The sequence below is a fragment of the Labrenzia sp. 5N genome (assembly GCF_012395805.1).
In the GTDB taxonomy this organism is placed as follows: Bacteria; Pseudomonadota; Alphaproteobacteria; order Rhizobiales; family Stappiaceae; genus Roseibium; species Roseibium algicola.
The window spans coordinates 305,324-327,626 of sequence record NZ_JAAZTM010000004.1; the positions used below are offsets into that span (position 1 = coordinate 305,324).

A 22,303-nucleotide genomic window follows, 5' to 3' on the forward strand; every position below is an offset into this window, starting at 1 on the left:
CTCAGATTAGTCCAGAACCGTGCCGTCAGAAAGCGATGCTCCGCGCAGGAATTCCGCGCCGCTCATCGGCTTCTTGCCGGCCCGCTGAACCTGTTCCAGACGTACGGCACCCGCACCGCAGGAAATCACCGGCACATCCCCACCGGTCTGAACGGATCCCGGCGTGCCGGAGCCTTCGCCAAGCGTGCTGCGCAGGACCTTGACCCGTTCCATCTTGCCGCCGAGCGGCATTTCGCACCAGGCACCGGGAAAGGGTGACAGGCCGCGAATGTGATTGTGAACCTCCGCAGCCGGTTTGGACCAGTCGATCCGGGTTTCCTGCTTGGAGAGCTTGGCCGCGTAGGTGACACCGTCTTCTGCCTGGGTCTGGTCTCCAAGCGCCCCGCGCGACAAGGCCGCCAGCGCCCGAACCATCAGATCCCCGCCGAGCGAAGACAGCTTGTCGTGAAGGTCACCGGCCGTCATGTTCTCGCCGATGGCAACGGTTTCCGACATGCAGACGGGGCCGGTATCGAGCCCCTCTTCCATGCGCATCACCTGAACGGCTGTTTCTTTGTCGCCGGCCATGATTGCCCTGTTGATGGGCGCCGCGCCGCGCCAGCGTGGCAACATGGAAGCATGAAGGTTGAGACAACCGTATTCCGGCGCTTCCAGGATCGGTTTCGGCAGAAGAAGGCCGTAGGCAACCACCACCGCGACATCTGCATTCAAGGCCGCAAAGGCCTCCTGCTCTTCTGCCCCTTTGAGGCTCTGCGGCGTGAACACCGGAATACCGAAAGATTCAGCGGCCTCATGAACCGGCGATTTCTTCAGGTCCATACCCCGACCCGCAGGACGCGGCGGCTGCGAATAGCAGGCGACCACGTCGTGGCCCTGGCCGACGATTTCCATGAGGGTCGGCACCGAGAAATCCGGGGTGCCCATGAAGATGACGCGTAAGGACATGAGGCTCCTGAGGGGTTTTGAAGATCTGCGCCCTTATTGCGTCTCGCGGCGGGTGTTGCAAGGGGGCAGCGTGCGTTGTTGGCGCCCCTGCACCCAGCGCGCCTCCTTCCTGGAAGTGCGAAATCGATCAGGCCTGCCGCGTGGCGTCAGCTCGCTTCAAGCCAGGCCTGGCAGCAGGACCTTTAGGCTTCCGACCATCATTTCCATCGCAATGGCCGCCAGGATCATCCCCATCAGGCGGCTCATGACGCTGGTTGCGGTCTGACCGAGGAACTTTGAAAGGAACGGGGCGGCGAAGAATGTGCCGACGAGAACGGCGATGGAGGCGGCGATGGCAGCGATATACGCAATTTCGTGGGAAAGATCCGTGACCTGGCCACGGTAGATAATCATGGTCGAGATCGTTCCCGGTCCGAGCAGGATCGGTACGGTCAGCGGATAGATTGCAGGATTGTCCTGTTCGGAATGATGTTCCTGTTCCTCGTCCGTCCCATGATGCGCCTTGCTCTTCTCACCGGAGATGAGATTGAGCGCGATCAGGAGAATGAGGAAACCACCGGCAAGCCGAAATGCATCCAGGCTGATGCCGAAGACCTTGAGAATGGCGTCGCCCGTGAGGCCGATGAATGCGGAACCAAGGGCAAGGCCAATCAGCACCGTCAGGGCAACCTTGCGCTCAAACCCCGGCCCTTTGTCGGCGGTGAGCGACAAGAACACCGGCAGGTTTGCAATCGGGTTCATGATTGCAAAGAGCGCAGCGAAGAGTTTCAGGAACAGGACCTGATCCATTTATGCCGCCCCCCGGTTTCAGCCAGGCAGCAGCGGATCAGAGTTTTCCGGCCAGCTTTGCCTGCTTGGTGAATTTCTTGACAACGCGTTCGCGCTTCAGCTTCGATAGGTAGTCAATGAACAGCTTCCCGTTGAGATGGTCAAGCTCGTGCTGAATACAGGTTGCCAGTAGCCCGTCGGCCTTGATCTCCTGTTCGGCGCCTTCCCGGTTGAGAAACTGGACCGTTACTTCGGCAGGCCGCTCGACCTCCTCGTAGTAATCGGGGATCGACAGGCAACCTTCCTGATAGACGGACAGGTCCTCGCTCGACCAGACGATCTTCGGATTGATGAACACCATCGGCTCTTTCGGCGCGTCTTCCTTGGCGACGTCCAGCACGAAGATGCGTTGCAGCAGCCCGATCTGGCTGGCGGCAAGTCCGATACCGGGGGCATCGTACATGGTTTCCAGCATATCGTCGGCCAGTTTGCGGACGTCGTCGTCGACGGTCACGATAGGTGCACACACCTCGCGCAGGACCGGATCGGGAATGGTGATGATCGGGCGTATTGTCATGCGCCTGACATAAGAAATCGGAGCGCTCCGGTCAACGCGGAAATAACGCGGCAGCCTCCCGTTTTCAACGCCTTCGGCCGGACCGGCTACCTGGTAGAAGACCACAGCTCTCTCCTGCCGCGCGGATGGGCCTTCGCCCCGAATCGTTCTATGTTTGTTTCATGAATGAGATCCTGTTCGATTTGAGTGGCCGTCCAGTGACGGTTCTGGAAGCTGCCATCGCCGGCGGCCTGTTTCTTCTGGCGTTGATTGTCTGGCTGGTCCTGAAGACCATGCGGGAGATCCGTTTGCGTGCCGAATCGGACGCAGTAGCCGGCGAGCGCATTCACGAGCTGGAAAGCCATCTCTCGCAACTTCTGAAATCTCAGGGGGAAATGACCGGCCGCATGCAGACCATGGCGGAAGTGTTCGGCTCGCGGCAGTCCGACATGATGCGCGCCGTCAACGAGCGCCTGGATGGCATGGGCCACAAGCTGAACCTTTCGATGGCAGATACCAGCAAGCGCACGCAGGACGGCCTCAGGCACCTGCACGAGCGGTTGGCGGTGATCGACCGGGCTCAGCGCACGATTACCGATCTCTCCGGCCAGGTTGGCCAGTTGCAGGCTATCCTGTCCAACAAGCAGACCCGCGGCGCCTTCGGTCAGGGCCGGATGGAAGCGATTGTCCAGGACCAGATGGCGCCCAGCACCTATTCCTTCCAGGCAACGCTGTCGAACAACAGCCGCCCGGACTGCCTGATCCACATGCCGAACGGTGCGCCGCCCCTGGCCATCGACGCCAAGTTTCCGCTGGAAGCTTTCAACCTGCTGCGCAATGCGGAAACCGACGACCAGCTGAAATATGCCCAGGCCCAGTTTCGCCGCGACTTCACCAAACACATTCAGGACATCGGCGAGAAATACCTTCTGCCCGGCGAGACGCAGGATACCGCGTTCCTGTTCGTCCCATCGGAAAGCGTGTTTGCAGAACTCAACGAGAGCTTCGAGGATCTGATCCAGAAGGCGCACCGCACCCGGGTGGTGATCGTCTCGCCGTCGCTGCTGATGCTGTCGATCCAGGTGATCCAGTCGGTGCTGCGCGATGCCAAGATGCGCGAGCAGGCCCACCTGATCCAGGCGGAAGTCGGCCACCTGGTTGCCGATGTCAGCCGGTTGAACGACCGCGTCGGCAAGCTTCAGGCCCATTTCGCCCAGGCGAACAAGGATATCGACCAGATCCTGATTTCCTCGGACAAGATCTCCAAGCGCAGCCGCCGGATCGAGGATCTCGAGCTGGGAGAACTCGAAAGCGTGGCAAAGGACACTTCCAGTGCCGAACCCCAGCTGGCGATGACACCGAAGGGGTGACGCAGCAAATCTGTTGCTGCTGTTCTACCTCGGGTCTACAGTCCGGCCGGCTCGATCCGAGTCGATTTGGAGGCAGGTATGTCGTTCCGGAATTTCCTTTTTTCCAAGACACTTAACATCGCGATCACCGGCGTGGTGCTTGGGGGGCTCGCGCTCCCGCTGAGCCAGAATGCAGCGGCGGAAGAATGCTCGCAGTCCGTCGAAGCGGTCTGGCTGGACACCTATTCGGTTGAAGCCGATGCACAGGGCGAATGCGGGTCTGCGGAGGTCTCGCTCGCGGTCTTCAATCAGTCCGGTGGCATTGAATATCAGGCTACCTTTGATCAGAACGACCTGTTCGGTTTTTACGGCATCGAAACCCTCACCGACATGCAGGCAGCCCTGCTGGACTGGATCAGCGGCTATACCGATGTCGCGACATCCGCCAAGCTGCCGGTCTGGCCTGAAGGCGCTGAAGGCCCGCAGGCCGGCGAATTTCCGTTTTATGCAGAAGAAGGCGTAACACGGGAGATCTATGAGCGGGCCCGCCAGGAAGAGCGCCCCATGGTCTGCTTCATTCAGGGAACTGAAAGCCAGCTTTGCCTGGTCAAGAACCCGAAGTCCGGCGCACTTGAATCCATTGGCGTCCAGACGTTCCCCGGCTGAGAAATTCGTGTAGATTAGACAAACACAAGACCACAGCCGACAAGACCCCGGGCGAGCACTTGAATGCCCGGGGCACTGCTACCTCTTGTCCACTTACAACTCCGGCAGGCGCCGCGCCTTCGTGATCGCGCCCCATTCCGTTGCCGCGATGCGATCAATTGCCTTGTCCAGTGGCTCATAGGCGACGGTCATCGTGAAGCCGTTGGCGTGCAAAAGGCGGTTCTCGCCGGCGATGATGCCGACATGACCCTTCCAGAACAGCAGATCACCACGTTTCAATGCGGCCGGATCATCATGCGGAACGGCTTCGCCGGCTTCCGCTTCCTGCATGTCGCTGTCGCGCGGCAGGTCGTGTCCGCCTGTCTGCGCCGCAAGTTGCACCAACGCTGAGCAATCGAGACCCAGGCTCGAGCGTCCACCCCAGCGGTAGGGCGTCCCGATCAGCTCTTCGGCGACAGCCACCCAGTCATCCTCAACGGCGTCCAGCGGCACAAGATGTTTGGCAACAACCGCCGAACCATCGCTGAGGAGCGCATAGGCCAGCCCACGCGTTTCGGTTTCACCGATAACCGTGACCAGCGAGCCAATGGACAGGAGCCCGAGTGGCGGAAACTTGAGGTCGGCAACCGGGTAACGGTAGGTCCGAAGGGCACGCACCCGGTGGGTTGCCGGCTTCACCGGCCCAAGGTCGTCGGAGGAGAACCAGCCGACGTAGCCGTCCGTGTCGAGCTGTCCCCAGGCCCAGCCTTCCGGTGTCTGCTCGTAAACCGTCACCCACTCGCCGCTGAGGGCCTCGGTGTCGATCGGCCGGTCCGGGCGCGGTTCAGGCCGGATCGGCAGCTGGTCGGCAATGACCTGAAACACCTCGCCCTCGGCGAAACGGCTAGCGGCTGCCCGGCCTTCATAGTCGATGGCGGCAAGGTCAGCACGGACCGGATGGCGGCGGCGGTCGAAGGTCTCGGTCATGGTCGATCCCGAAATGGATTGGACTGTCAGCGCGGCAGTTCCCGGGCCTTTTCCACCACGAGATCGCCAAGCTGCTCCAGATAAAGCGCGCCTTCCACCGTGCGAGTGATGATCACATTGCGTTTGTCGGCTTCGTCGCGCTTGCGCGACAAAAGCCGCATACCGCCCAGAGTGTCAAGCGCCCGGGTGATGGCAGGTTTGGTGACATTCAACTTGGCAGCCAACCCGCGCACCGTATGCGGCGGCGGCTCCAGATAGACTGTCATCAGGATCGTCAACTGGCGCGCGGAAAGATCCTGTTCGCTATCGCGAACAAGCGCCAGATTGACCTCGTGCATCAGTTTCAGCGCCTGCGAGGCGCGCAATTCGACGGCCATGAGTTACAGGGTCCCATCCTTTTCCCCCATCCATCTCCATGACCATCGAAGCACGAAAACGTTTCGGAGCCGTTATTGTACGCCCGCAAAACGCTCCGAAAGGACATCGAACAGACCACGAATGCCCTGGGCTTCCCCACCCATCGGTTTTCCGGGCTTTTCCATCGGGGTCCAGCCGAAAATATCGAAGTGAACCCAGCTGCCGGTGTTCTCGACAAAGCGGGACAGGAACAGCGCCGCCGTGATCGACCCAGCGAATCCAGCGCCGGATGTATTGATGTGATTGATATCGGCAACCTTGCTGTCGAGATATTTCAGATAGGGCTGCCACAGCGGCATGCGCCACAGCGGGTCGGCGGCAGCCTCGGCCATGACCGCGATATCCTCGGCAAGTTCCTCGTCGTCCGTATAGTAAGGCGGCAGATCCGGCCCCAGAGCAACGCGGGCAGCACCGGTGAGCGTTGCCATATCGATCAGGATTTCCGGGCTCTCCTCGTCTGCAAGCGCCAGGGCATCGGCGAGGATCAACCGGCCTTCGGCATCGGTGTTGCCGATTTCGACGGTCAGCCCCTTGCGGCTCGGCAGGATGTCTCCCGGCCGGAAGGCGTTTCCGGCAACAGCGTTTTCGACACAGGGAACGATGACGCGCAAACGCACCGGAAGCTTTGACGCCATGATCATGGACGCAAGGCCCAGCACATTGGCCGCCCCACCCATGTCCTTTTTCATCAGCGCCATGGAGGAGCCCGGTTTCAGGTTGAGACCGCCGGTATCGAAGATGACGCCCTTGCCCACCAAAGTGACCTTGGGCGCGGCTTCGTCACCCCAGGTGAAGTCTGCCAGGCGCGGCGCCCGGCTGCTGGCCTTGCCGACTGCGTGCACCATCGGGAAGTTTTCTTCCAGAAGATCTTCCCCGATGACGATACGCCCGGTGCCGCCATGCTGCTTGAACAGGGCGACAACGGCCTGGGACAGTTCCCCCGGCCCAAGATCGTTCGCAGGCGTATTGATGAGATCACGCGCCAGCTGGACCCCGTCGAGAATCGTTCCGATTCGATCCAGGTCGACAGTCTCGTCAACGGCAAGACGGCGGGACTTGCCTTCGTTTTTCAAATAGCGGGTAAAGGAATAGGTGGAGAGGGCAAAGCCGAGCGCTGCCTGTTCGGGATCCGGAAACCCCTCGGCAAGATGGTAATCACCTTCCGGCAGTCCGGCGACCAGGCCACCTAGTGCCAGCGGATGCGACAGACCGCCATCCTCTACGCCGAACAGCACCGCAGCACCGTCTGCTCCCGGGACAAGCAGGGATGTTGCGGGCTTGCCTGCAAAATCGTTGACCTTGCACCAGTTCAATGCTGCTGATCCGAGCCCGTCCAGAACTTGAGGCAGGCTTGCCTCGGTGACGGCGTGGATGGGCGTGGAGCTGGAAACATCGCTCTTGCGGACTAGGCTTTCGCGCACGGGAGGACCTCCGTTGGAGATTGGATTCGATCTTCAAGACCTAGGATGCCCGGCGTTCGGACGCAATATGGCACGCGTCGATGCGCACCGCTTCTCGCATTTCGCAACGGTGCTTAACCAAGCATTAGGGTTAATTATCTATTTCTCATAAGGAAACCTGAAAGCCGCCGACAACAAGGATGTTGGAAATGCAATCGCCCAGAACCGGTTCCGTTCGCCGTCGCACTCGTCTCGCTACGACGCTGCTGGCCATGTCGGCGCTTGTCGTTGTCACTGGCTGTGCTTCCAACCGCGCCAACACCGGCACGCACTCCCCTGCCTCCGGCTACACTTCGCCGGGCTCCTCGCAGGCACTGGCACAGGTGTCCAAATGGTCCAAGGCCTATGAGCGCGACCGCAAGGACCGCAGCGCCATTCTTGGCTATTCAAGCGCTCTCAGCCAGAACGGACAAATACCGCAGGCCATGGCCGTTCTTCGGTCCGGCGTGATCGCACATCCCAAGGACCGGGAAATCTCTTCCGCCTATGGCAAGGTTCTGGCGATGAACGGCCGTTTCGACGAAGCGCTGAACGTCATTCGTGGTGCCCAGAGGCCGGACACGCCGGACTGGAGGCTGATGTCCGCTGAAGCGGCAATCTATGATCAGACCGGCAACCACGACAAGGCCCGCAGCCTCTACAAGCAGGCACTGATCATCGCGCCAAACGATCCCAGTCTCCTGAACAACCTGGGCCTGTCATATCTGCTGACCAATGATCTGCCCGACGCGGAATATACCCTGCGCAAGGCAGCCACCCTGCCCGGCGCAGACAGCCGCGTTCGCCAGAACCTGGCCCTGGTGCTTGGCATCCAGGGCAAGTTCGACGAAGCCATCCAGGTGGCCCAGTCCGAGATCGATCCGCAGCAGGCCCAGGCCAACATCGCCTATCTGCGCACCATGATGCAGAAGCGCCAGCAGGGCTGAGGCAACAGCGCGGTTTCAATAGTCCCGCTTTTCTCAATGACTGTACGGCCTTCAGCTGCCGGCGTCGGGCCAGAACTAAATCCAGAAAATTCGGAAAAACGACGAAAGGAGTGCTGCTCAACATCGGCACTCCTTTTGCACGTTTGACGCATCCGGTTTTCGGTTGTCGCTGAGAGAACCCTGGGCCCCCCGGCGAGAAGCCCGCCGGAGAGCAAACCTGCTGCCTATTGGAAGGTGTTGATCACCTGAATCACTGCCGGCCCCATGATGATGAAGAACAGCACAGGCAGGAAGAACATGATCATCGGCACCGTCAGCTTCGGCGGCAGGGATGCAGCCTTCTGTTCGGCCATTTGCATGCGCTGCTCGCGGGTGTCGTCCGCCATCGTGCGCAAGGCCGTGCCGACAGGCGTACCGTAACGCTCGGCCTGGATAAGCGCCATCATGACGTTCTTCACACCTTCGACACCAGTGCGTTTCGCCAGGTTTTCATAGGCGATACGGCGGTCGCTCAGGTAAGACAGTTCGGCCGTCGTCAGAGATAATTCTTCTGCCAGCTCAACCGACTGCACACCGACTTCTTCCGCAACGCGCTTGAAGCCTTCTTCGATGGACATGCCCGATTCCACGCAGATCAGCATGAGATCCAGTGCATCCGGCCAGGCCCGCTGGATGGTCAGCTTGCGCTTGTCGATCTTGTTCTTCAGATAGATGTTCGGCATGAAAGCGCCGAGGCCGGCAAGACCCAGACAGAAGCAGAGCTTCGACAATGCCGGGAAGTCGTCGGGCAGTACGAGAAACGCGTAAGCCACCGTGAAGGCGAAGATACCGACAGGTAACGCTATGCGCGCGACCAGAAAGTAGTAAAGCGGTGCGGAACCGCGGTAGCCGGCCATTCTGAGATTTTCGACCGTGCTCTCATCGGAAAGCGCTTCCTTGAGATTTAGCCGGTCGACAAGGCTTTTCATCTGCGCCTTGGGCTGGTTTCGCAGGGAAGCCTTTGCGTCTGCCTGGGCTGCCTGAAGACGGGCCCTCTCCTTGGCGCGCAGCTTGTTGCGCTCGATCGCGACCGATTTCATCCGCGATTTCAACGTGTCGCGGGACAGAAGTGGCATCACCAGGGAAAAGATGGTTCCCGTGACCGCCACCATGGCCAGAACAGCTGCCAGAAACTGACTGGATGCGATGGTATCGATATCCATGTCGTCTCCTAGAAGTCGAAGTTGATCATCGCGCGCATCACCATGATGCCGCAGAACATCCAGAACAGGCAGCCAGCGATGATGATGTTTCCGGCCGTGGTCTCGAAAAGAACCAGAATGTAGTTCGGCGAAATGAGGTACATGATCCCACCGACGAAAAACGGCAATGAACCGATGATCCCGGCGGAGGATTTCGCTTCGGCGCTGAGTGCCTTGATCTTGCGCTTCATGGCCTTGCGGCCGCGCAGCACCTTGGACAGGTTGTTCAATGCCTCGGCCAGGCCACCACCTGCCTTCTGCTGAATGGCAACCACGATGGCAAAGAAGTTGGCTTCTGCCAGCGGAACTCGTTCGGGCAACTTGCCGACTGCTTCGGCAAGCGAAATCCCCATGATCTGGGTTTCGGTGATCTTGCGGAACTCGGTCGCGACAGGTTCGCGGGCTTCGCGGGCAACCACCTTGATGCAGTCGCTGAGCGGCAGACCGGCCTTGACGCCGCGCACGATGATGTCGACGCCGTTCGGCAACTCGTCGAGAAACGCGTTGAAGCGGCGCTTGCGCTTGCTGGAAACGTACCAGCGGGGGAAACCCAGCGTGCCGGCGAAACCGAAGGCTGCCGCAATGAGCAGATTTCCGCTGAAAATCAATCCAAGGATCAGGAAGACCAGACCGGCAACGATACTGAAGATCACGAAATGATGGGTCTCCCAGGCCAGGCCGGCCTGCTCGATCTTGACCTTCAGCGAGACCTTCTGCTGCTTGTCCTGCTTGGCCTTTTGCCGAACCTCGAATTCCTTCAGCTGATCCTGGATCGACCGTTTGCGCCGGTCGACATCACGAAGGGCCTTGCGCTGATTTTCGCTCTGGGGCCGCGCTGCGACCGCGTTCACGCGCTGATCGCGCCGCTTGGAGCCGGACAGAGCAGGCTGAAACAGGCTGTAGATGATGCCGCCAACGGCAAGCATCACCAGGGCGGCGACGGCCAGGCCGGTGATCTCAGGCGTGAGAAACTCTTCAAGTCCGGACATGGGGTCCTCAATCAGCTACATATTCAGGCATCTCGGCAGCATCCAGTGCCTGTGCCAGACGGGCTTCTTCGCCAAAGTATCTTGCCCGCTCCCAGAATTTCGGACGACCGATTCCGGTGGAGCGGTGGCGGCCGATGATCTTGCCGTTCGGGTCTTCGCCGACAATGTCGTAGAGGAAGACATCCTGGGTGGTGATGATGTCGCCTTCCATGCCCATTACTTCCGTCACATGGGTGATGCGGCGGGAACCGTCGCGAAGACGCGCCGCCTGGACCACCACATCGATGGACGAGACGATCATCTCGCGCAGGGTTCTGGACGGAAGCGAGAAACCGCCCATGGTGATCATGGATTCCAGACGGGACAGGGCTTCACGCGGGGAGTTGGCGTGCAGGGTTCCCATGGAGCCGTCGTGACCGGTGTTCATGGCCTGCAGGAGATCGAATGCCTCCGGGCCACGCACTTCGCCCACGATGATCCGCTCAGGACGCATACGCAGGCAGTTCTTGACGAGATCGCGCATGGTGATCTCGCCTTCCCCTTCCAGGTTGGGCGGACGCGTCTCAAGGCGCACCACATGCGGCTGCTGCAGCTGCAGTTCGGCCGAATCTTCGCAGGTAATGATGCGCTCGGTGCTCTCGATATAGGCAGTCAGACAGTTGAGCAGCGTCGTCTTGCCCGAACCGGTACCGCCGGAAATCAGCACGTTACAGCGTGAACGGCCGATGATCTGCAGGATCGTCGCCCCTTCCGGCGTGATCGAGCCGAACTTGGTCAACTGGTCAAGCGTCAGCTTGTCACGTTTGAACTTACGAATGGTGAGGGCCGGCCCGTCGATGGCGAGCGGTGGCGCGATAACGTTGACACGGGAGCCGTCGGGAAGACGGGCGTCACAGATCGGGCTGCTGTCATCAACGCGGCGGCCGACCTGGCTCACGATGCGCTGGCAGATGTTCATCAACTGCGCGTTGTCGCGGAACGTCACACCGGTCTGCTCAACCTTGCCGGAGGTTTCGATATAGACCGTGTGCGCGCCATTGACCATGATGTCGGCGATGTCGTCGCGAGCCAGCAGAGGCTCAAGCGGACCATAACCAAGTACGTCGTTGCAGATGTCTTCCAGCAGGTCTTCCTGCTCTGAAATGGACATCACCACGTTTTTAAGCGCGATGATGTCATTCACGACATCGCGGATCTCGTCGCGAGCATCTTCGGCATCGAGACGAGCCAGCTGTGACAGGTCGATCGCCTCGACCAGCGCATTGAAGATCTGGGCCTTGGTTTCGTAATATTCGCTGTTCTTTTTCCGCGCTGCCGGGGCAGCCGGCTGAGGCTCGGGCGGCGGAGGCGGTGGTGGAGGTGTCGGCGCGGCCGCCGGCTGGGAAGGCTCGGTCTGGATCTTCTGCGGCGCCGGTTGTTCCGGCTGTTTAGCCTGTTCCGCTGGCGCAGGCGTGTCCTGCAACCCGGGTATGCCACCTGGCCGAAGGGTCTGGGGTCCAGACGATGAGCTGCCACGTCTACCAAACATAACGAACTATCTGCTCCGCTCTCAGGCCGGCCTAGCCGGCCTTCCGCTTCAGTTTCGAAAGCAAACCACCGAGGCTCGACCTGGACGCCCTGACGGGCTGGGCCTTGCCGGAGATGGTGTGTGCCAGGTCGTCGAACACGCGCGCAATCGCGTGCTTGCCGTCAATCTCACCAATCATCTGTCCGTTGTTGGCTGCCGTTCCAAACAGCTGCGGTTCGAACGGGATTATCGCGTGAACCGACAGGCCGAGTGCTCCGGCAAATTCTTCCGGCTTGATCTCGGGGCGTTTGGGAACGTTGACCTTGTTCATGATGAGATGCGGCGGGCGGTCGTTCGGCCGCAGCTGCTTCAACATGTCGACAACGTTCTTGGCATTGCGAAGGTTGGCAAGGTCCGGCTCCGCGACAAGCACGATCTCGTCGACGCCAAGCAGTGTGTTCTTGACCCAGGCATTCCAGGAATGCGGCACGTCCAGCACGACGCTCGGCACCCCGGCGCGCATTGTCTCGACCAGCAGGTCGAAGGACTTCTCGCTGTAGTCGTAGGTGCGTTCGAGCGTTGCCGGTGCGGCCAGCAGGCTCAGGTGCTCATTGCACTTGGACAGAATGCGATCGAGATACGTTTCGTCCAGGCGCTCCGGAGAAGACACGGCCTCGAAAACGCCCTGGAGAGGATCCTGATTGTAATCCAGCCCGGCCGTGCCGAATGGCAGATCCAGATCTGCCACCACGACCTCGCTTTGGAACACGCGACCAAGTGCCCAGGCCCCGTTGTGAGCGATAGTCGAAGCACCGCAGCCCCCCTTTACGCCGAAGAACGCGATGGTGCGGCCAAGTGGCTCAGCCGCCGGATCGGCATAAAGGTTGGCAATTGAGCCGATCAGCTGGAACACGCTGACAGGCGTGATCAAATACTCGCTGACGCCGCGGGAAATCAGATCGCGATACAGCATGACATCGTTGACATCGCCGATGACGATCACCTTTGTACCGGCGTCGCAGTATTCCGCCAGATGATCGAGGCTCGACAGAAGGTCTTCCCGCCTGCCGGACGTTTCAACGATGATCAGGTTCGGTGTCGGAGCCTGTTCGAAGGTTTCGATCGCCGCCGGGATACCGCCCATATCCAGCTTCAGGTGCGCCTTTGCCATGCGGCGATCTTCCATGGAGGCCTCGGCCACCCGCATGGTGGCATCGGTCAGGCAGAAACCGTGCACCGTGATGCGCGGGATGGAGCCGATATGGAGACCATCGTCGCTGCCCGCGTAGTTGTGATCCGCAGGCTCGGAAATGGGATCCATGTAGCCGGACATATCTTTCAAGTCTGGGTTGGCACTCATAGCTATCCCCTAGTCCTCGGCAACTTCGGCGCCGACACCTTCGGTGAAGTCACCCGCGGTGACTTCGCCCTTCCGGTATTTTTCTATGACCACAGCACGCCGGCCCTGATCGGAAGGATCGGATGCTCTCGGCGTGATCAGGTCGGACGGATTGTCGACCATTGCCGCCAGGTTCGCCTGGCTGGCACATCCGAAGTTCTCGTAGTTGAAGTTTTCGCCGAAGCCACCACCGATGTTTTTCGGCCAGGCCCCACACTCGCCCGCAGTCGCCTGCATGCGCGCATAGGACAGGCGGATCGGCGCATCCGCTCCGGGATCACCCACCGAGTAGGTTCGGGTGCTGATCCTGTTCCTTGAAACGCCCCCGCGCTGCAATGCCTGACGGATCTTTGGCGTGATGGAATGAACCGCTGCCTCGTTGGCCCCACCAGACGGCACCAGGATCTCGACGGATCCATCGCCCTTTTGCCGGGACTGCTGGCCAAAGGCGGCAATGGTGCTTTCGATCGGCCCGTTGATGTTACGCGTGTTGCGTCCAACAGGGAGATCCAGCGTTTCCGGCTCTTCGGTGATCACGATCGGGTGCATCAGCCTGTAGTCGTGAGACGCCAGAAGCTGGCTCTGCGACTGGTTCTGGCAGCCGGCTGCGATCAGGCACCCAAAGACCACAAGTGCGGTTTGCGAGAGCGTCTTGCTGCGGACCGTGTTTGACATGTTCATCCGTCCGTTCTCACTTGTAGATAAAGCCAACCTGACCGTGATAGATGCCTTCGGCGGCGGCTCCGGTCGGGTTGTAGATCTTGTTCAGCCGGTTCAGGAAAATCGTCTCGGCATCCGACGGCGCCATCAGGTTCTTGTCCGGGCGCTGCAGCTTGCTGACCGCAACCGGCTGAACCACATAGGGCGTCACGAAGACCGCCAGTTCCGTCTGCTCACGCAGGAAGTCGCGGCTCTTGAACAGCGCGCCCAGGATCGGGATCTGCATCAGACCCGGGACACCTTCGATCGCCTGCTGATAGGATTCCTGCAGAAGACCGGCCATCACCAGCGTGCCGCCGGACGGCAGTTCCATGGTTGATTCCGCACGGCGTACCTTCAAGGCGGAAATGGTGATCCCACCTGCGGAGACCGCGCCATCGTTGCTCAGTTCGCTGACTTCGGTCTTCACGCGCAGACTGATCCGACCTTCGGACAGAACCACGGGCGTAAAGTCGAGACCGACACCGAACTTCTTGAACTCGACGCTGATCTCGCCATCCTGCTGGGAAATCGGGATCGGGAATTCGCCACCTGCGAGGAAACTTGCGTTTTCGCCGGAAATCGCGGTCAGGGTCGGCTCAGCCAGTGTGCGGATGACCCCCTCACGCTGCAGGGCTTCCACCTGTGCGGTGATGCTCGTCGCTCCCGCAGACAGCTGCGTACCGCCAACTGCCTGGTTCACGATGGAAGGGTTCACGGTGAAGTTCGGCAGGCTGGACATGAAGGGCGTGAAATTGCCAACGCCGATCGTGCCTTGGAACTGGACTCCGAGCTGCTTGATGATCGAGCGCTCGACTTCTGCGACCGTGACCTTCAGGTGAACCTGATCCTTGCCGGCGACGGAAATCAGATTGATGACTTCGCTTGCGCCCTTGGCACCTTGAAACTTCGCCGCGATATCCGCTGCCTGCTGGGCTTCCAGCGTGCTTTTGGTCGTCCCGCTGAGCACAACACTGCCGTTGATCGATTCTGCGGAAATGTTGGAACCGGGAATAAGCTTCCGGATGATCCGGGTAATATCGGATGTATCCTTTTCGACACGGACGTCGAAGCTGGCCAGCTCCCGGCCGCTGCGACTGAAAAGAACCAGTCGAGACTGACCCGCGGTATTGCCGATCACGAAGATGCGGCGCGGTGTTCTGAGGACGGCATCCGCGATTTCCGGGTTGGAAACCAGCACATCGGCTGCGTCTTCCGCGAGATTGACCACCACCGACCGGCCGACCCCAACGTTCAGGATGCGGCCCGTTGCCCGCTCGCCGGCGGCGATATGGACCTGGCTCGGGAAGTTGCCTTCCGCCTGTGCTGCCGGAGCCGACACGCCCATCAGTCCTCCGAGCAAAACAGCCGTGGCAGCCAGCTTGTGAAGATAGTTTTTCATCGCGCCCCTCTTGCTGGACGTTCTGTTTTCAACCGGGCTCATTGCGCACCTGCCTGGCTCGTCACGCCATATTTCACGTAGCTGACACCTCGGCGGCGACCGCCCTCATCGTCCGCGTCATCTGCGGAATCCTGGGCACTGCGCAAGGCAAGCGCGATTGTGCCGATCTGCTGCGACTGAGCGACCACCTCGGACTGAGGCAGGGTCAGTTCCAGTGTGGCCGTGCGCTTTGGTGACAGGTTCTTCTGGTCCTGCTCGCCTGCGGTCGTACTGTCGATTGCCAGGACGCGGACGTTTTCCAGGATCGTTTCGCTGAGAGCGCCAGTATCCGACTTGCGGGTCAGGATCAGGTCGACCTTGTCGCCCGGCAGAATGAAACCGCCTGCCGTTGTTTCCGCTTCCACACTGACGGCGATTGCGCGTTTGCCTTTGGGCAGGATCGCCGCCATGAAGCCCTTGTCGGTATTAATAAGACGCTCGGGGCGAACGGGCTCACCGGCAAAAATCGGTGCCCGGGCGATTCGGCCTTCATACTCCTCGTTGGCCAGAGGCGATGCCTCTTTCGTCACGGCTCCGAAGGGAACGGCATCTTCAGGCCATTTCGCCCAGCTCATGTCGTCCGCCGTGAGTTTGGCACCGAGCGGAATATCCCTTTGGGCAACCAAAACCTGCGTTTTGGTCTGCTCGGCGGCAGGTGCCTGTACGATCTGAGGCTCTGCTGGCTTGTTGCCCGACATCATGACCATGCGGAAGGCGATGATGCCTGCCGCTACAGCAATTGCCAGGACGAAAATTCGCGCGATTTTCATGACCAAAACCCAATATTCCAATGCGCACATGCGCTGTTCCCGACTAGGATGAGGGGTAATTGGTCAAAACATGGTTAATCAGATATGGATGTTTTCGGTTAATATTCGTTAACTTTACTGAACACTTTATTAAATTGATGCATTCTGCAACGAATACTGAGCTACAACACCGTCTCACAGCTTCAAAGACACTGTTTTTGCTTGTCAGAAACGCGGGCAGACAAATTGGATAACGGCGCCCTGAAGCAGAAAAATCCGTTCGCCGGCTAGCATTTGCCAACCAGGGGCAAATGGCTCACCTCAAAGTGATGATCCATACCGGGAATCGAACACCCACGGGTCATCGGCCAGGTGCGATTCGACCCGCCTGCCAAAGCCCATCTGGACAAGACCTCAACGAATGAGGTCGAACCAATAAGTGGAGGAATATACCTGAAGACCGGCAATCGCGATTGCGATGCCATAGGGAATACCGCTTTTGCTGTCATGCAGACGAGCGAACCATTCCTGCCGATAAAGCACGGAAGGCACCACCGCATTCTGCCGTAAGGCCAAAAGCCCCAGTGTCAGAAACATGCCGTAGACAGCAACAAAGAGAACGAACATCAGCAGTTCGTGCGAAAAACCAATCCAGAGCGCGATGGCACTGATGAACTTGACATCGCCTCCGCCCATCCATCCGAACGCGAAGAACAGGAAACAAGGGGCAAAAACGACCGCAAAGGCGAGTGCATGCATTCCCCAGGCTTGCAACGGCAAGCCTGTCGCGACCGCCAGGATGGCAAATCCTGCAATCAGCAGCAGGGAAACCCGGTTCTGGATAGTCATTGTCAGCAGATCGGATGCGCCGCCAAAGGCGACCAGCATCGGAAAAATGACGAGAATTGCGGCCTGAACCATGGAACATTCGTCTCGTTGAAAACCTGATGCCTCAAGGCTAGGGGGCAGAGGTTAACATTTCGCGGAAGTACGGCCCGGCAGAACAAAAAACGGGCGGAAAAACCGCCCGTTCTTGTTCAACCTGTTTGGCAGCTTGAGCCGCCAGACGACGCTTAGGAAGCGATGTCGGTAGCTGCAACGCCGAGCTGCGTCTGAATGCGGGTGAAGATCGCGCTCAGGGACGTACCGGTTGCTGCCAGTGCGCCGATGATGACGATGGACAGCAGGCCAGCGATGAGGCCGTATTCGATTGCAGTTGCGCCAGATTCGTCTTTTACGAAACGGTTGATAAGAGATTTCATGTGTTTTGCTCCAAGTACCACTGAATTGACAGCTTCAAGTCCGTCGGATCTTTTGTGTCCGATTGGACATAGGCTCACCCTAGGACAGAGAGCTTTCCAAGCAGTTAAATTTACCATCCCAGCCAAAAAGAATGCTGGCAATTATTACTATAGTTAACAAGACGTATAGATAAAAATTCGTTAATACGATCAAAAAACTTTAATATAAACACGTATAATTTAATCTCATACAGAATTATCTACATGCTCGCGCGATTTGTCCAGTTTGTTTCTTAGATTTTATTTTGGGCTTGATCGGCGTTATACGCTAATTCCCCGAACTTCTATTTTTCTTCCCGCCTCTCAAATTTTACCGAGGGAGAAGAATATCCACGTACCCACGAATAAAGGCAATACAAACGTAGAATTGTCCCTGAAAAAGCAAAAGAACATCCATTTACACTTCCTTCGCCGGGTCGTTAGCAGATCGTTCACCACGTTTGACGCATGATCTTCTATGGAAATGCACAATTGGAGTATCCATAGGCATGTTTGCGCAGCTAATCAGATGGACAAGCCTTTTCGCCGTTGCCTTTGGCGCGACCGTTGCGGTCGCACAGGACGGCCCTGTGCTTGTTACGGTCGATCGCGCCAAGGTCTTTCGGATCGAGGACGGCGCCGCAGCGGTTATTGTCGGCAACCCCTTTATCGCGGATGTCGCGATGTTCGATCAGAACACCGTCGTCATTACCGGCAAGAGCTACGGCACAACAAACCTCGTGATCCTTGATGGTGACAACAAGCCGATCGTCGACGAAGTCATTACGGTGAAGGCGTCGGATGATGACGTCGTCTCCGTATACAGGAAGGCCTCGCGGGAATCGCTGTCCTGCAATCCGGCATGCGAACCGGTCCTGCGCCTTGGGGACTCGATTGAAGCCTTCAAGGAAACCGCAGATCAGGCAAGCGCACGCAATGATTTGGCGACCAAGGCAGCCGGCGGGCAGCAGTAACGGGTCCCCTAACGGAGTAGTCACCGAATGCGCTTGTTGAAACGGCTCCTCGTCTCGAGACGGAAAAGAGAGCGTGCGTCCTTCGGCAAGAACGACAGTGGCGCTACAGCCGTCGAATTCGCACTGATCGCCCTGCCCTTCTTTACAGTCGTTTTCGGGATCATCGAGGTGGGCCTGTCCCATTTCGTAAACCGGATGGTCGACAATGCCGTGATCAATGCGTCCCGCGAAATCCGCACCGGCCAGGCACATGATGGCGGTTATGATGCTGCCACCTTCAAGACCCGGATTTGCGGTAACCTGCCGGACTTTCTCTGTTCCCTGGACCGCCTGGTGGTCGACGTCGACAAGGTCGATGCTTTTGCCTTGGCCAAATCCGCCGGCGAAAGTCTTTACGATGAAGACGGCAACCTGAAGGAAGAGTCCAACTACGAAGACGCCGGTGCGGGCGAGATCGTCGTGGTCAACGTCATCTACAGGTGGCCCATGATCACGTCGCTTCTGTCGCTCAATCTCGCCGATCATGGCAGCGAACGCTATCTCACTTCTACATTGGTGTTTCGAAATGAACCCTGGAACTAAGATGCCTCGTCATTTCGGCCACTTCCGGCGTCGGCTTGCCGGCCTGAGGAGCTTCCACGCCGACAAGCGTGCCGTGTCCGCAATCGAGTTTTCGATGATCCTGCCTTTTCTGCTGATCCTGCTGATCGGCATGGAAGAGGTCACCGGCACCTTGAACTATGACCGCAAGGTCAGCCGCATAGCCAACTCGGTCGCCGACCTTGTGGCCCAGGCGCAAACCATTACCCCTGCCGACCTGAGCGCCATGATGGCTCTGGGTGGAAAGATCCTGGATCCTTATCCGGATACCAATCTGGAAACGATTGTCGCCAGTGTAACCTTCGACGAGGACGGTGATCCCGCTGTCGACTGGAGCTATTCGTCCAAGGGCGGCAGCCCGTGGGCGGAAGGGTCGACACCGCCGATCGAACTGCCTGCCACGGTGGCCGCAGCGAACACTTCCATCGTCGTGACGCAGGCCAACCTGAACTATGTGCCGACGTTCTCCGGTCTTTTTACCGAGTATTTTTCCAGGGCGTCCTCGATCGACCTGAGCGACACCTACTATCTGCGCCCGCGATTGACCGATACCGTCAAGTGCCCGGCCTGCTGAAGATAAACCCGCAACGTCTTGGAAACGGGAACTGCGGCGCCAGAACGTGTCTGTTTCACGTTACCTGATCCCGTTTCAATCGGCCGGCCACGCGCCTACGCTAACTCCCGTATTTGTAACGTCGCACATTCCGGCTAATCTGCTCCGGAATGCTGCGTCGCAATATGCACTTTTAAGTATGGGATTTTTGAACCGATGGCGACAAACAAGACTTACGATCAGATCAAGGTCGGCGATACCGCAGAAATCGTCCGCGAATGCTCCTCCAACGACCTTCTGGTTTTCGCGCACGCTTCCGGCAATCACAATCCGATACATCTGCCCGACACGGACTGGACCGGCGATGGCCTGGTCGACAAACCGGTAGCACCGGCCATGTGGGTCGGGGGGCTTGCCTCCGCGGTGCTCGGCAACATTCTTCCCGGACCCGGCACGATCTACAAGGCGCAGTCGTTCCGCTTCCTGGGTGGAGCTGCGGTCGGCGACAAACTGCATGTCAGGGTCACGGCAACCGAAAAACGTCCGGACAACATTGTCCTGTTCGACATGTCGGTAACACGGGGAGACGGTACCCGCCTCGTTGAAGGCGTTGCCGAAGTCGCCGCGCCGACAGAGCTTATCGAATTCGATTCCAGCGACATTCCCGCGATCCTGGTGCAGCGCCATCGGCACTTCAACCGGATGATCGAACTGGCAAAGACCCTGCCCGCCTTGCCGACCGCGGTGGCTGCGCCAGACGATCCCAACTCGCTGGAAGGTGCCTTGATGGCCGCCCGCGAGGGGTTGATCATGCCGATTCTGATTGGCGCGAAGAGCCGGATTGAAGCTGCAGCCAAAGAACTTGAAGAAGATCTCGGCCCGTATGAACTGATCGATATCGAAGATGAAATGGAAGCGGCCGGCCGTGCCGTTGCACTGGTCCATGAAGGCCGGGTCAAGGCCGTGATGAAGGGCCACCTTCACACCGACCATCTTCTGCACCACGTGGTCAAACGCGATGGCGGGCTCAGAACCAAGCGGCGTATCAGCCACGTCTTCGTGATGGACATCCCGGGTCGCAAAACCCCGGTCCTGATTTCGGATGCTGCAATCAACATCACGCCCGACCTCAACACCAAGGTCGACATCACCCAGAATGCCATTGACGCCGCCCTGTCTCTCGGCCTGGAAATGCCGCGCGTCGGCGTCCTGTCCGCCATCGAAACCGTAAACCCTGCGATCCCGTCCAGTCTCGATGCGGCGGTTCTTTCCAAGATGGCCGAACGTGGCCAGATCACCGGTGCGATCGTCGACGGTCCCCTGGCAATGGACAACGCGGTCGATGTGCAGGCAGCCCGGACCAAGGGCATCACCTCGCTGGTCGCCGGACATGCAGAGGTCCTGATCGTACCGAACCTGGAATCGGGCAACATGCTCGCGAAGGAATTGACCTTTATCGCCCACGCGGAAGCGGCCGGGCTGGTGATCGGAGCGAAGGTCCCCATCATGCTGACGAGCAGAGCCGACGACAGCCGGGCCCGCCTCGCCTCCTGTGCCCTCGCCCTGCTCTACATGCACTGGCAGGCAACCGGCAATCCGGCAGGTATCCTCGACCGGGACGGCGAGTGACCATGGACCCGGTCATTCTTGTCCTTAATTCGGGCTCATCCTCGATCAAGTTCACTCTCTATTCGGGTGACACCGTTCAACTCAAGGGGCAGATTTCCGGACTGGGTGCCCAGCCGCATATCTCCCTTGCCTCAAGGGTTTCCGGCATCAGGGTGGACCGGCAGCTCTCGGCGGACGAAGGCAAAAGCCACGGGGCTTCGCTCGCAGCGCTCCTGCCGGTTCTGGAACAGGAACTTGGTGGACGCAGTGTCGATGCAGTAGGTCATCGGGTCGTCCACGGCGGTGTCACCCACACCGAACCGGTTCGCTTGACGGCTGAGATCCTTGAGGACCTAAAGGCGCTCGAACCACTTGCGCCCCTGCATCAGCCGCATAATCTGGCAGGGATCACTGCAGCCAAGGAAGCCTTTCCAGAGGCCATGCAGGTCGCCTGTTTCGATACCGCCTTCCATCGCAGCCACCCATGGGTCAACGATACCTTCGCCCTGCCCCGGCCTCTCTATGACGAAGGTGTACGCCGCTACGGCTTTCATGGCCTGTCCTACGAGTACATATGCTCCTATCTGAAGCAGGCTCATCCTGAAATCTATAAAGGCCGGTTAGTCGTCGCCCACCTCGGCAACGGCGCTTCCATGTGCGCTATTCGAGAAGGCCAGAGCATCGGGTCGACGATGGGCTTCACCGCGCTTGACGGCTTGCCGATGGGCACGCGCTGCGGCCAGCTCGATCCGGGCGTGGTGCTGTATCTGCTGACGACAAAGGGCATGAGCCCCGATGCGGTCTCCGACCTGCTGTACAAGCAGTCCGGGCTCAAGGGGCTTTCCGGCATCAGCCAGGACATGCGCACCTTGACGCAGAGCGACGATCCGAAAGCCGCCGAAGCCATCGATTATTTCGTCTTCCGCATCCGGCGGGAACTCGGAGGTATGGCCGCCGTTCTGAGCGGTCTCGACACCGTGGTCTTTACCGGTGGGATAGGCGAGAACGCTGCCCTGGTCCGTGAGAAGGTCTGTGCCGGTCAGGAATGGCTCGGTCTTGAAATCGACCCGGTCAGGAACGACGCAGGAGCAGAGATAATCTCCACCGATACCTCCAGCATCAATGTACTGGTCATTCCAACCGACGAAGAGGCAATGATCCGGCGCCACACCGAAAGGCTTCTGGGCAGCGCCGCCGCTGGTGCCTGACG

The 22,303-nt window shown here is 59.2% G+C and carries 23 protein-coding genes; 8 read left to right on the forward strand and 15 right to left on the reverse strand.

Translation table 11 applies throughout. The features are described 5' to 3' along the window. Nucleotides 1-6: 6 nt before the first annotated feature. The 3 genes from fmt to def form a co-directional block, all read right to left on the reverse strand. Entirely contained in the window at nt 7-945 is a 939-nt protein-coding gene (gene fmt, locus HEP89_RS04470) for a methionyl-tRNA formyltransferase (protein WP_022999767.1), read from the reverse strand. Nucleotides 946-1,101: 156 nt separating this feature from the next. After that, nucleotides 1,102-1,734: an NAAT family transporter gene (locus HEP89_RS04475; protein ID WP_055657472.1), complete on the reverse strand. Its 633-nt coding sequence runs from the start codon at nt 1,732-1,734 to the stop codon at nt 1,102-1,104. Between the two features lie 37 nt (nt 1,735-1,771). After that, nucleotides 1,772-2,290: a peptide deformylase gene (gene def / locus HEP89_RS04480; RefSeq protein ID WP_031268905.1), complete on the reverse strand. Its 519-nt coding sequence runs from the start codon at nt 2,288-2,290 to the stop codon at nt 1,772-1,774. Between the two features lie 161 nt (nt 2,291-2,451). Here def and rmuC point away from each other — a divergent pair, with 161 nt between their 5' ends. Together rmuC and HEP89_RS04490 are read left to right on the forward strand one after the other, a co-directional pair. Continuing rightward, nucleotides 2,452-3,639: a DNA recombination protein RmuC gene (gene rmuC / locus HEP89_RS04485; protein ID WP_035908085.1), complete on the forward strand. Its 1,188-nt coding sequence runs from the start codon at nt 2,452-2,454 to the stop codon at nt 3,637-3,639. A 78-nt stretch (nt 3,640-3,717) separates the two neighbouring features. After that, nucleotides 3,718-4,284, forward strand: coding sequence for a hypothetical protein (locus HEP89_RS04490; RefSeq protein ID WP_152504710.1), 567 nt, complete (start codon nt 3,718-3,720; stop codon nt 4,282-4,284). Between the two features lie 93 nt (nt 4,285-4,377). Here HEP89_RS04490 and HEP89_RS04495 read toward each other — a convergent pair whose 3' ends face one another. From HEP89_RS04495 to HEP89_RS04505, 3 genes are all read right to left on the reverse strand, one after another. Then, a complete protein-coding gene (locus tag HEP89_RS04495) occupies nt 4,378-5,250 on the reverse strand; it encodes an NlpC/P60 family protein (RefSeq protein WP_062490508.1) in 873 nt (290 codons plus the stop codon). A 26-nt stretch (nt 5,251-5,276) separates the two neighbouring features. Continuing rightward, nucleotides 5,277-5,627: a MarR family transcriptional regulator gene (locus HEP89_RS04500; protein WP_006934185.1), complete on the reverse strand. Its 351-nt coding sequence runs from the start codon at nt 5,625-5,627 to the stop codon at nt 5,277-5,279. Between the two features lie 72 nt (nt 5,628-5,699). Further along, nucleotides 5,700-7,088 carry a leucyl aminopeptidase family protein gene (locus HEP89_RS04505; RefSeq protein WP_168691434.1) on the reverse strand — a complete coding sequence of 463 codons (1,389 nt, stop codon included), beginning with the start codon at nt 7,086-7,088 and terminating at the stop codon, nt 5,700-5,702. 188 nt (nt 7,089-7,276) lie between these two features. Between HEP89_RS04505 and HEP89_RS04510 the strand changes: the two genes are divergently transcribed. After that, nucleotides 7,277-8,053 (forward strand): tetratricopeptide repeat protein, encoded by a 777-nt coding sequence (locus tag HEP89_RS04510; RefSeq protein WP_168691435.1) that lies wholly within the window; start codon nt 7,277-7,279, stop codon nt 8,051-8,053. A gap of 224 nt (nt 8,054-8,277) precedes the next feature. Here the strand turns inward: HEP89_RS04510 and HEP89_RS04515 are convergent, their stop codons facing one another. The 9 genes from HEP89_RS04515 to HEP89_RS04555 form a co-directional block, all read right to left on the reverse strand. Continuing rightward, nucleotides 8,278-9,255 carry a type II secretion system F family protein gene (locus HEP89_RS04515; RefSeq protein ID WP_022999759.1) on the reverse strand — a complete coding sequence of 326 codons (978 nt, stop codon included), beginning with the start codon at nt 9,253-9,255 and terminating at the stop codon, nt 8,278-8,280. An 8-nt stretch (nt 9,256-9,263) separates the two neighbouring features. Next, nucleotides 9,264-10,283 (reverse strand): type II secretion system F family protein, encoded by a 1,020-nt coding sequence (locus HEP89_RS04520; protein WP_022999758.1) that lies wholly within the window; start codon nt 10,281-10,283, stop codon nt 9,264-9,266. 7 nt (nt 10,284-10,290) lie between these two features. After that, the gene (locus HEP89_RS04525; RefSeq protein ID WP_055657464.1) at nt 10,291-11,811 is read right to left on the reverse strand and encodes a CpaF family protein; all 1,521 of its coding nucleotides are present in this window, start codon (nt 11,809-11,811) and stop codon (nt 10,291-10,293) included. A gap of 31 nt (nt 11,812-11,842) precedes the next feature. Continuing rightward, the gene (locus tag HEP89_RS04530) at nt 11,843-13,150 is read right to left on the reverse strand and encodes a CpaE family protein (protein ID WP_062490512.1); all 1,308 of its coding nucleotides are present in this window, start codon (nt 13,148-13,150) and stop codon (nt 11,843-11,845) included. Between the two features lie 9 nt (nt 13,151-13,159). After that, nucleotides 13,160-13,864, reverse strand: coding sequence for a CpaD family pilus assembly protein (locus tag HEP89_RS04535; RefSeq protein ID WP_208993399.1), 705 nt, complete (start codon nt 13,862-13,864; stop codon nt 13,160-13,162). Nucleotides 13,865-13,880: 16 nt separating this feature from the next. After that, nucleotides 13,881-15,290, reverse strand: coding sequence for a type II and III secretion system protein family protein (locus HEP89_RS04540; protein ID WP_077290872.1), 1,410 nt, complete (start codon nt 15,288-15,290; stop codon nt 13,881-13,883). 38 nt (nt 15,291-15,328) lie between these two features. Continuing rightward, on the reverse strand, nt 15,329-16,099 hold the full coding sequence (gene cpaB / locus HEP89_RS04545; RefSeq protein ID WP_077293185.1) for a Flp pilus assembly protein CpaB: 771 nt from the start codon (nt 16,097-16,099) through the stop codon (nt 15,329-15,331). Between the two features lie 393 nt (nt 16,100-16,492). Continuing rightward, nucleotides 16,493-16,999 (reverse strand): prepilin peptidase, encoded by a 507-nt coding sequence (locus tag HEP89_RS04550; protein ID WP_022999752.1) that lies wholly within the window; start codon nt 16,997-16,999, stop codon nt 16,493-16,495. A gap of 152 nt (nt 17,000-17,151) precedes the next feature. Next, entirely contained in the window at nt 17,152-17,340 is a 189-nt protein-coding gene (locus HEP89_RS04555; RefSeq protein ID WP_022999751.1) for a Flp family type IVb pilin, read from the reverse strand. Nucleotides 17,341-17,867: 527 nt separating this feature from the next. Between HEP89_RS04555 and HEP89_RS04560 the strand changes: the two genes are divergently transcribed. From HEP89_RS04560 to HEP89_RS04580, 5 genes are all read left to right on the forward strand, one after another. Continuing rightward, nucleotides 17,868-18,332 (forward strand): pilus assembly protein N-terminal domain-containing protein, encoded by a 465-nt coding sequence (locus tag HEP89_RS04560; RefSeq protein WP_055657461.1) that lies wholly within the window; start codon nt 17,868-17,870, stop codon nt 18,330-18,332. Between the two features lie 27 nt (nt 18,333-18,359). Continuing rightward, nucleotides 18,360-18,914, forward strand: coding sequence for a TadE/TadG family type IV pilus assembly protein (locus HEP89_RS04565; RefSeq protein ID WP_168691436.1), 555 nt, complete (start codon nt 18,360-18,362; stop codon nt 18,912-18,914). Nucleotide 18,915: 1 nt separating this feature from the next. Then, nucleotides 18,916-19,506, forward strand: a complete 591-nt coding sequence (locus tag HEP89_RS04570; RefSeq protein WP_208993400.1) for a hypothetical protein — start codon at nt 18,916-18,918, stop codon at nt 19,504-19,506. Between the two features lie 195 nt (nt 19,507-19,701). After that, nucleotides 19,702-21,114 carry a bifunctional enoyl-CoA hydratase/phosphate acetyltransferase gene (locus tag HEP89_RS04575; protein WP_168691437.1) on the forward strand — a complete coding sequence of 471 codons (1,413 nt, stop codon included), beginning with the start codon at nt 19,702-19,704 and terminating at the stop codon, nt 21,112-21,114. Between the two features lie 2 nt (nt 21,115-21,116). Further along, nucleotides 21,117-22,301: an acetate/propionate family kinase gene (locus HEP89_RS04580; RefSeq protein WP_168691673.1), complete on the forward strand. Its 1,185-nt coding sequence runs from the start codon at nt 21,117-21,119 to the stop codon at nt 22,299-22,301. Nucleotides 22,302-22,303: the final 2 nt, after the last annotated feature.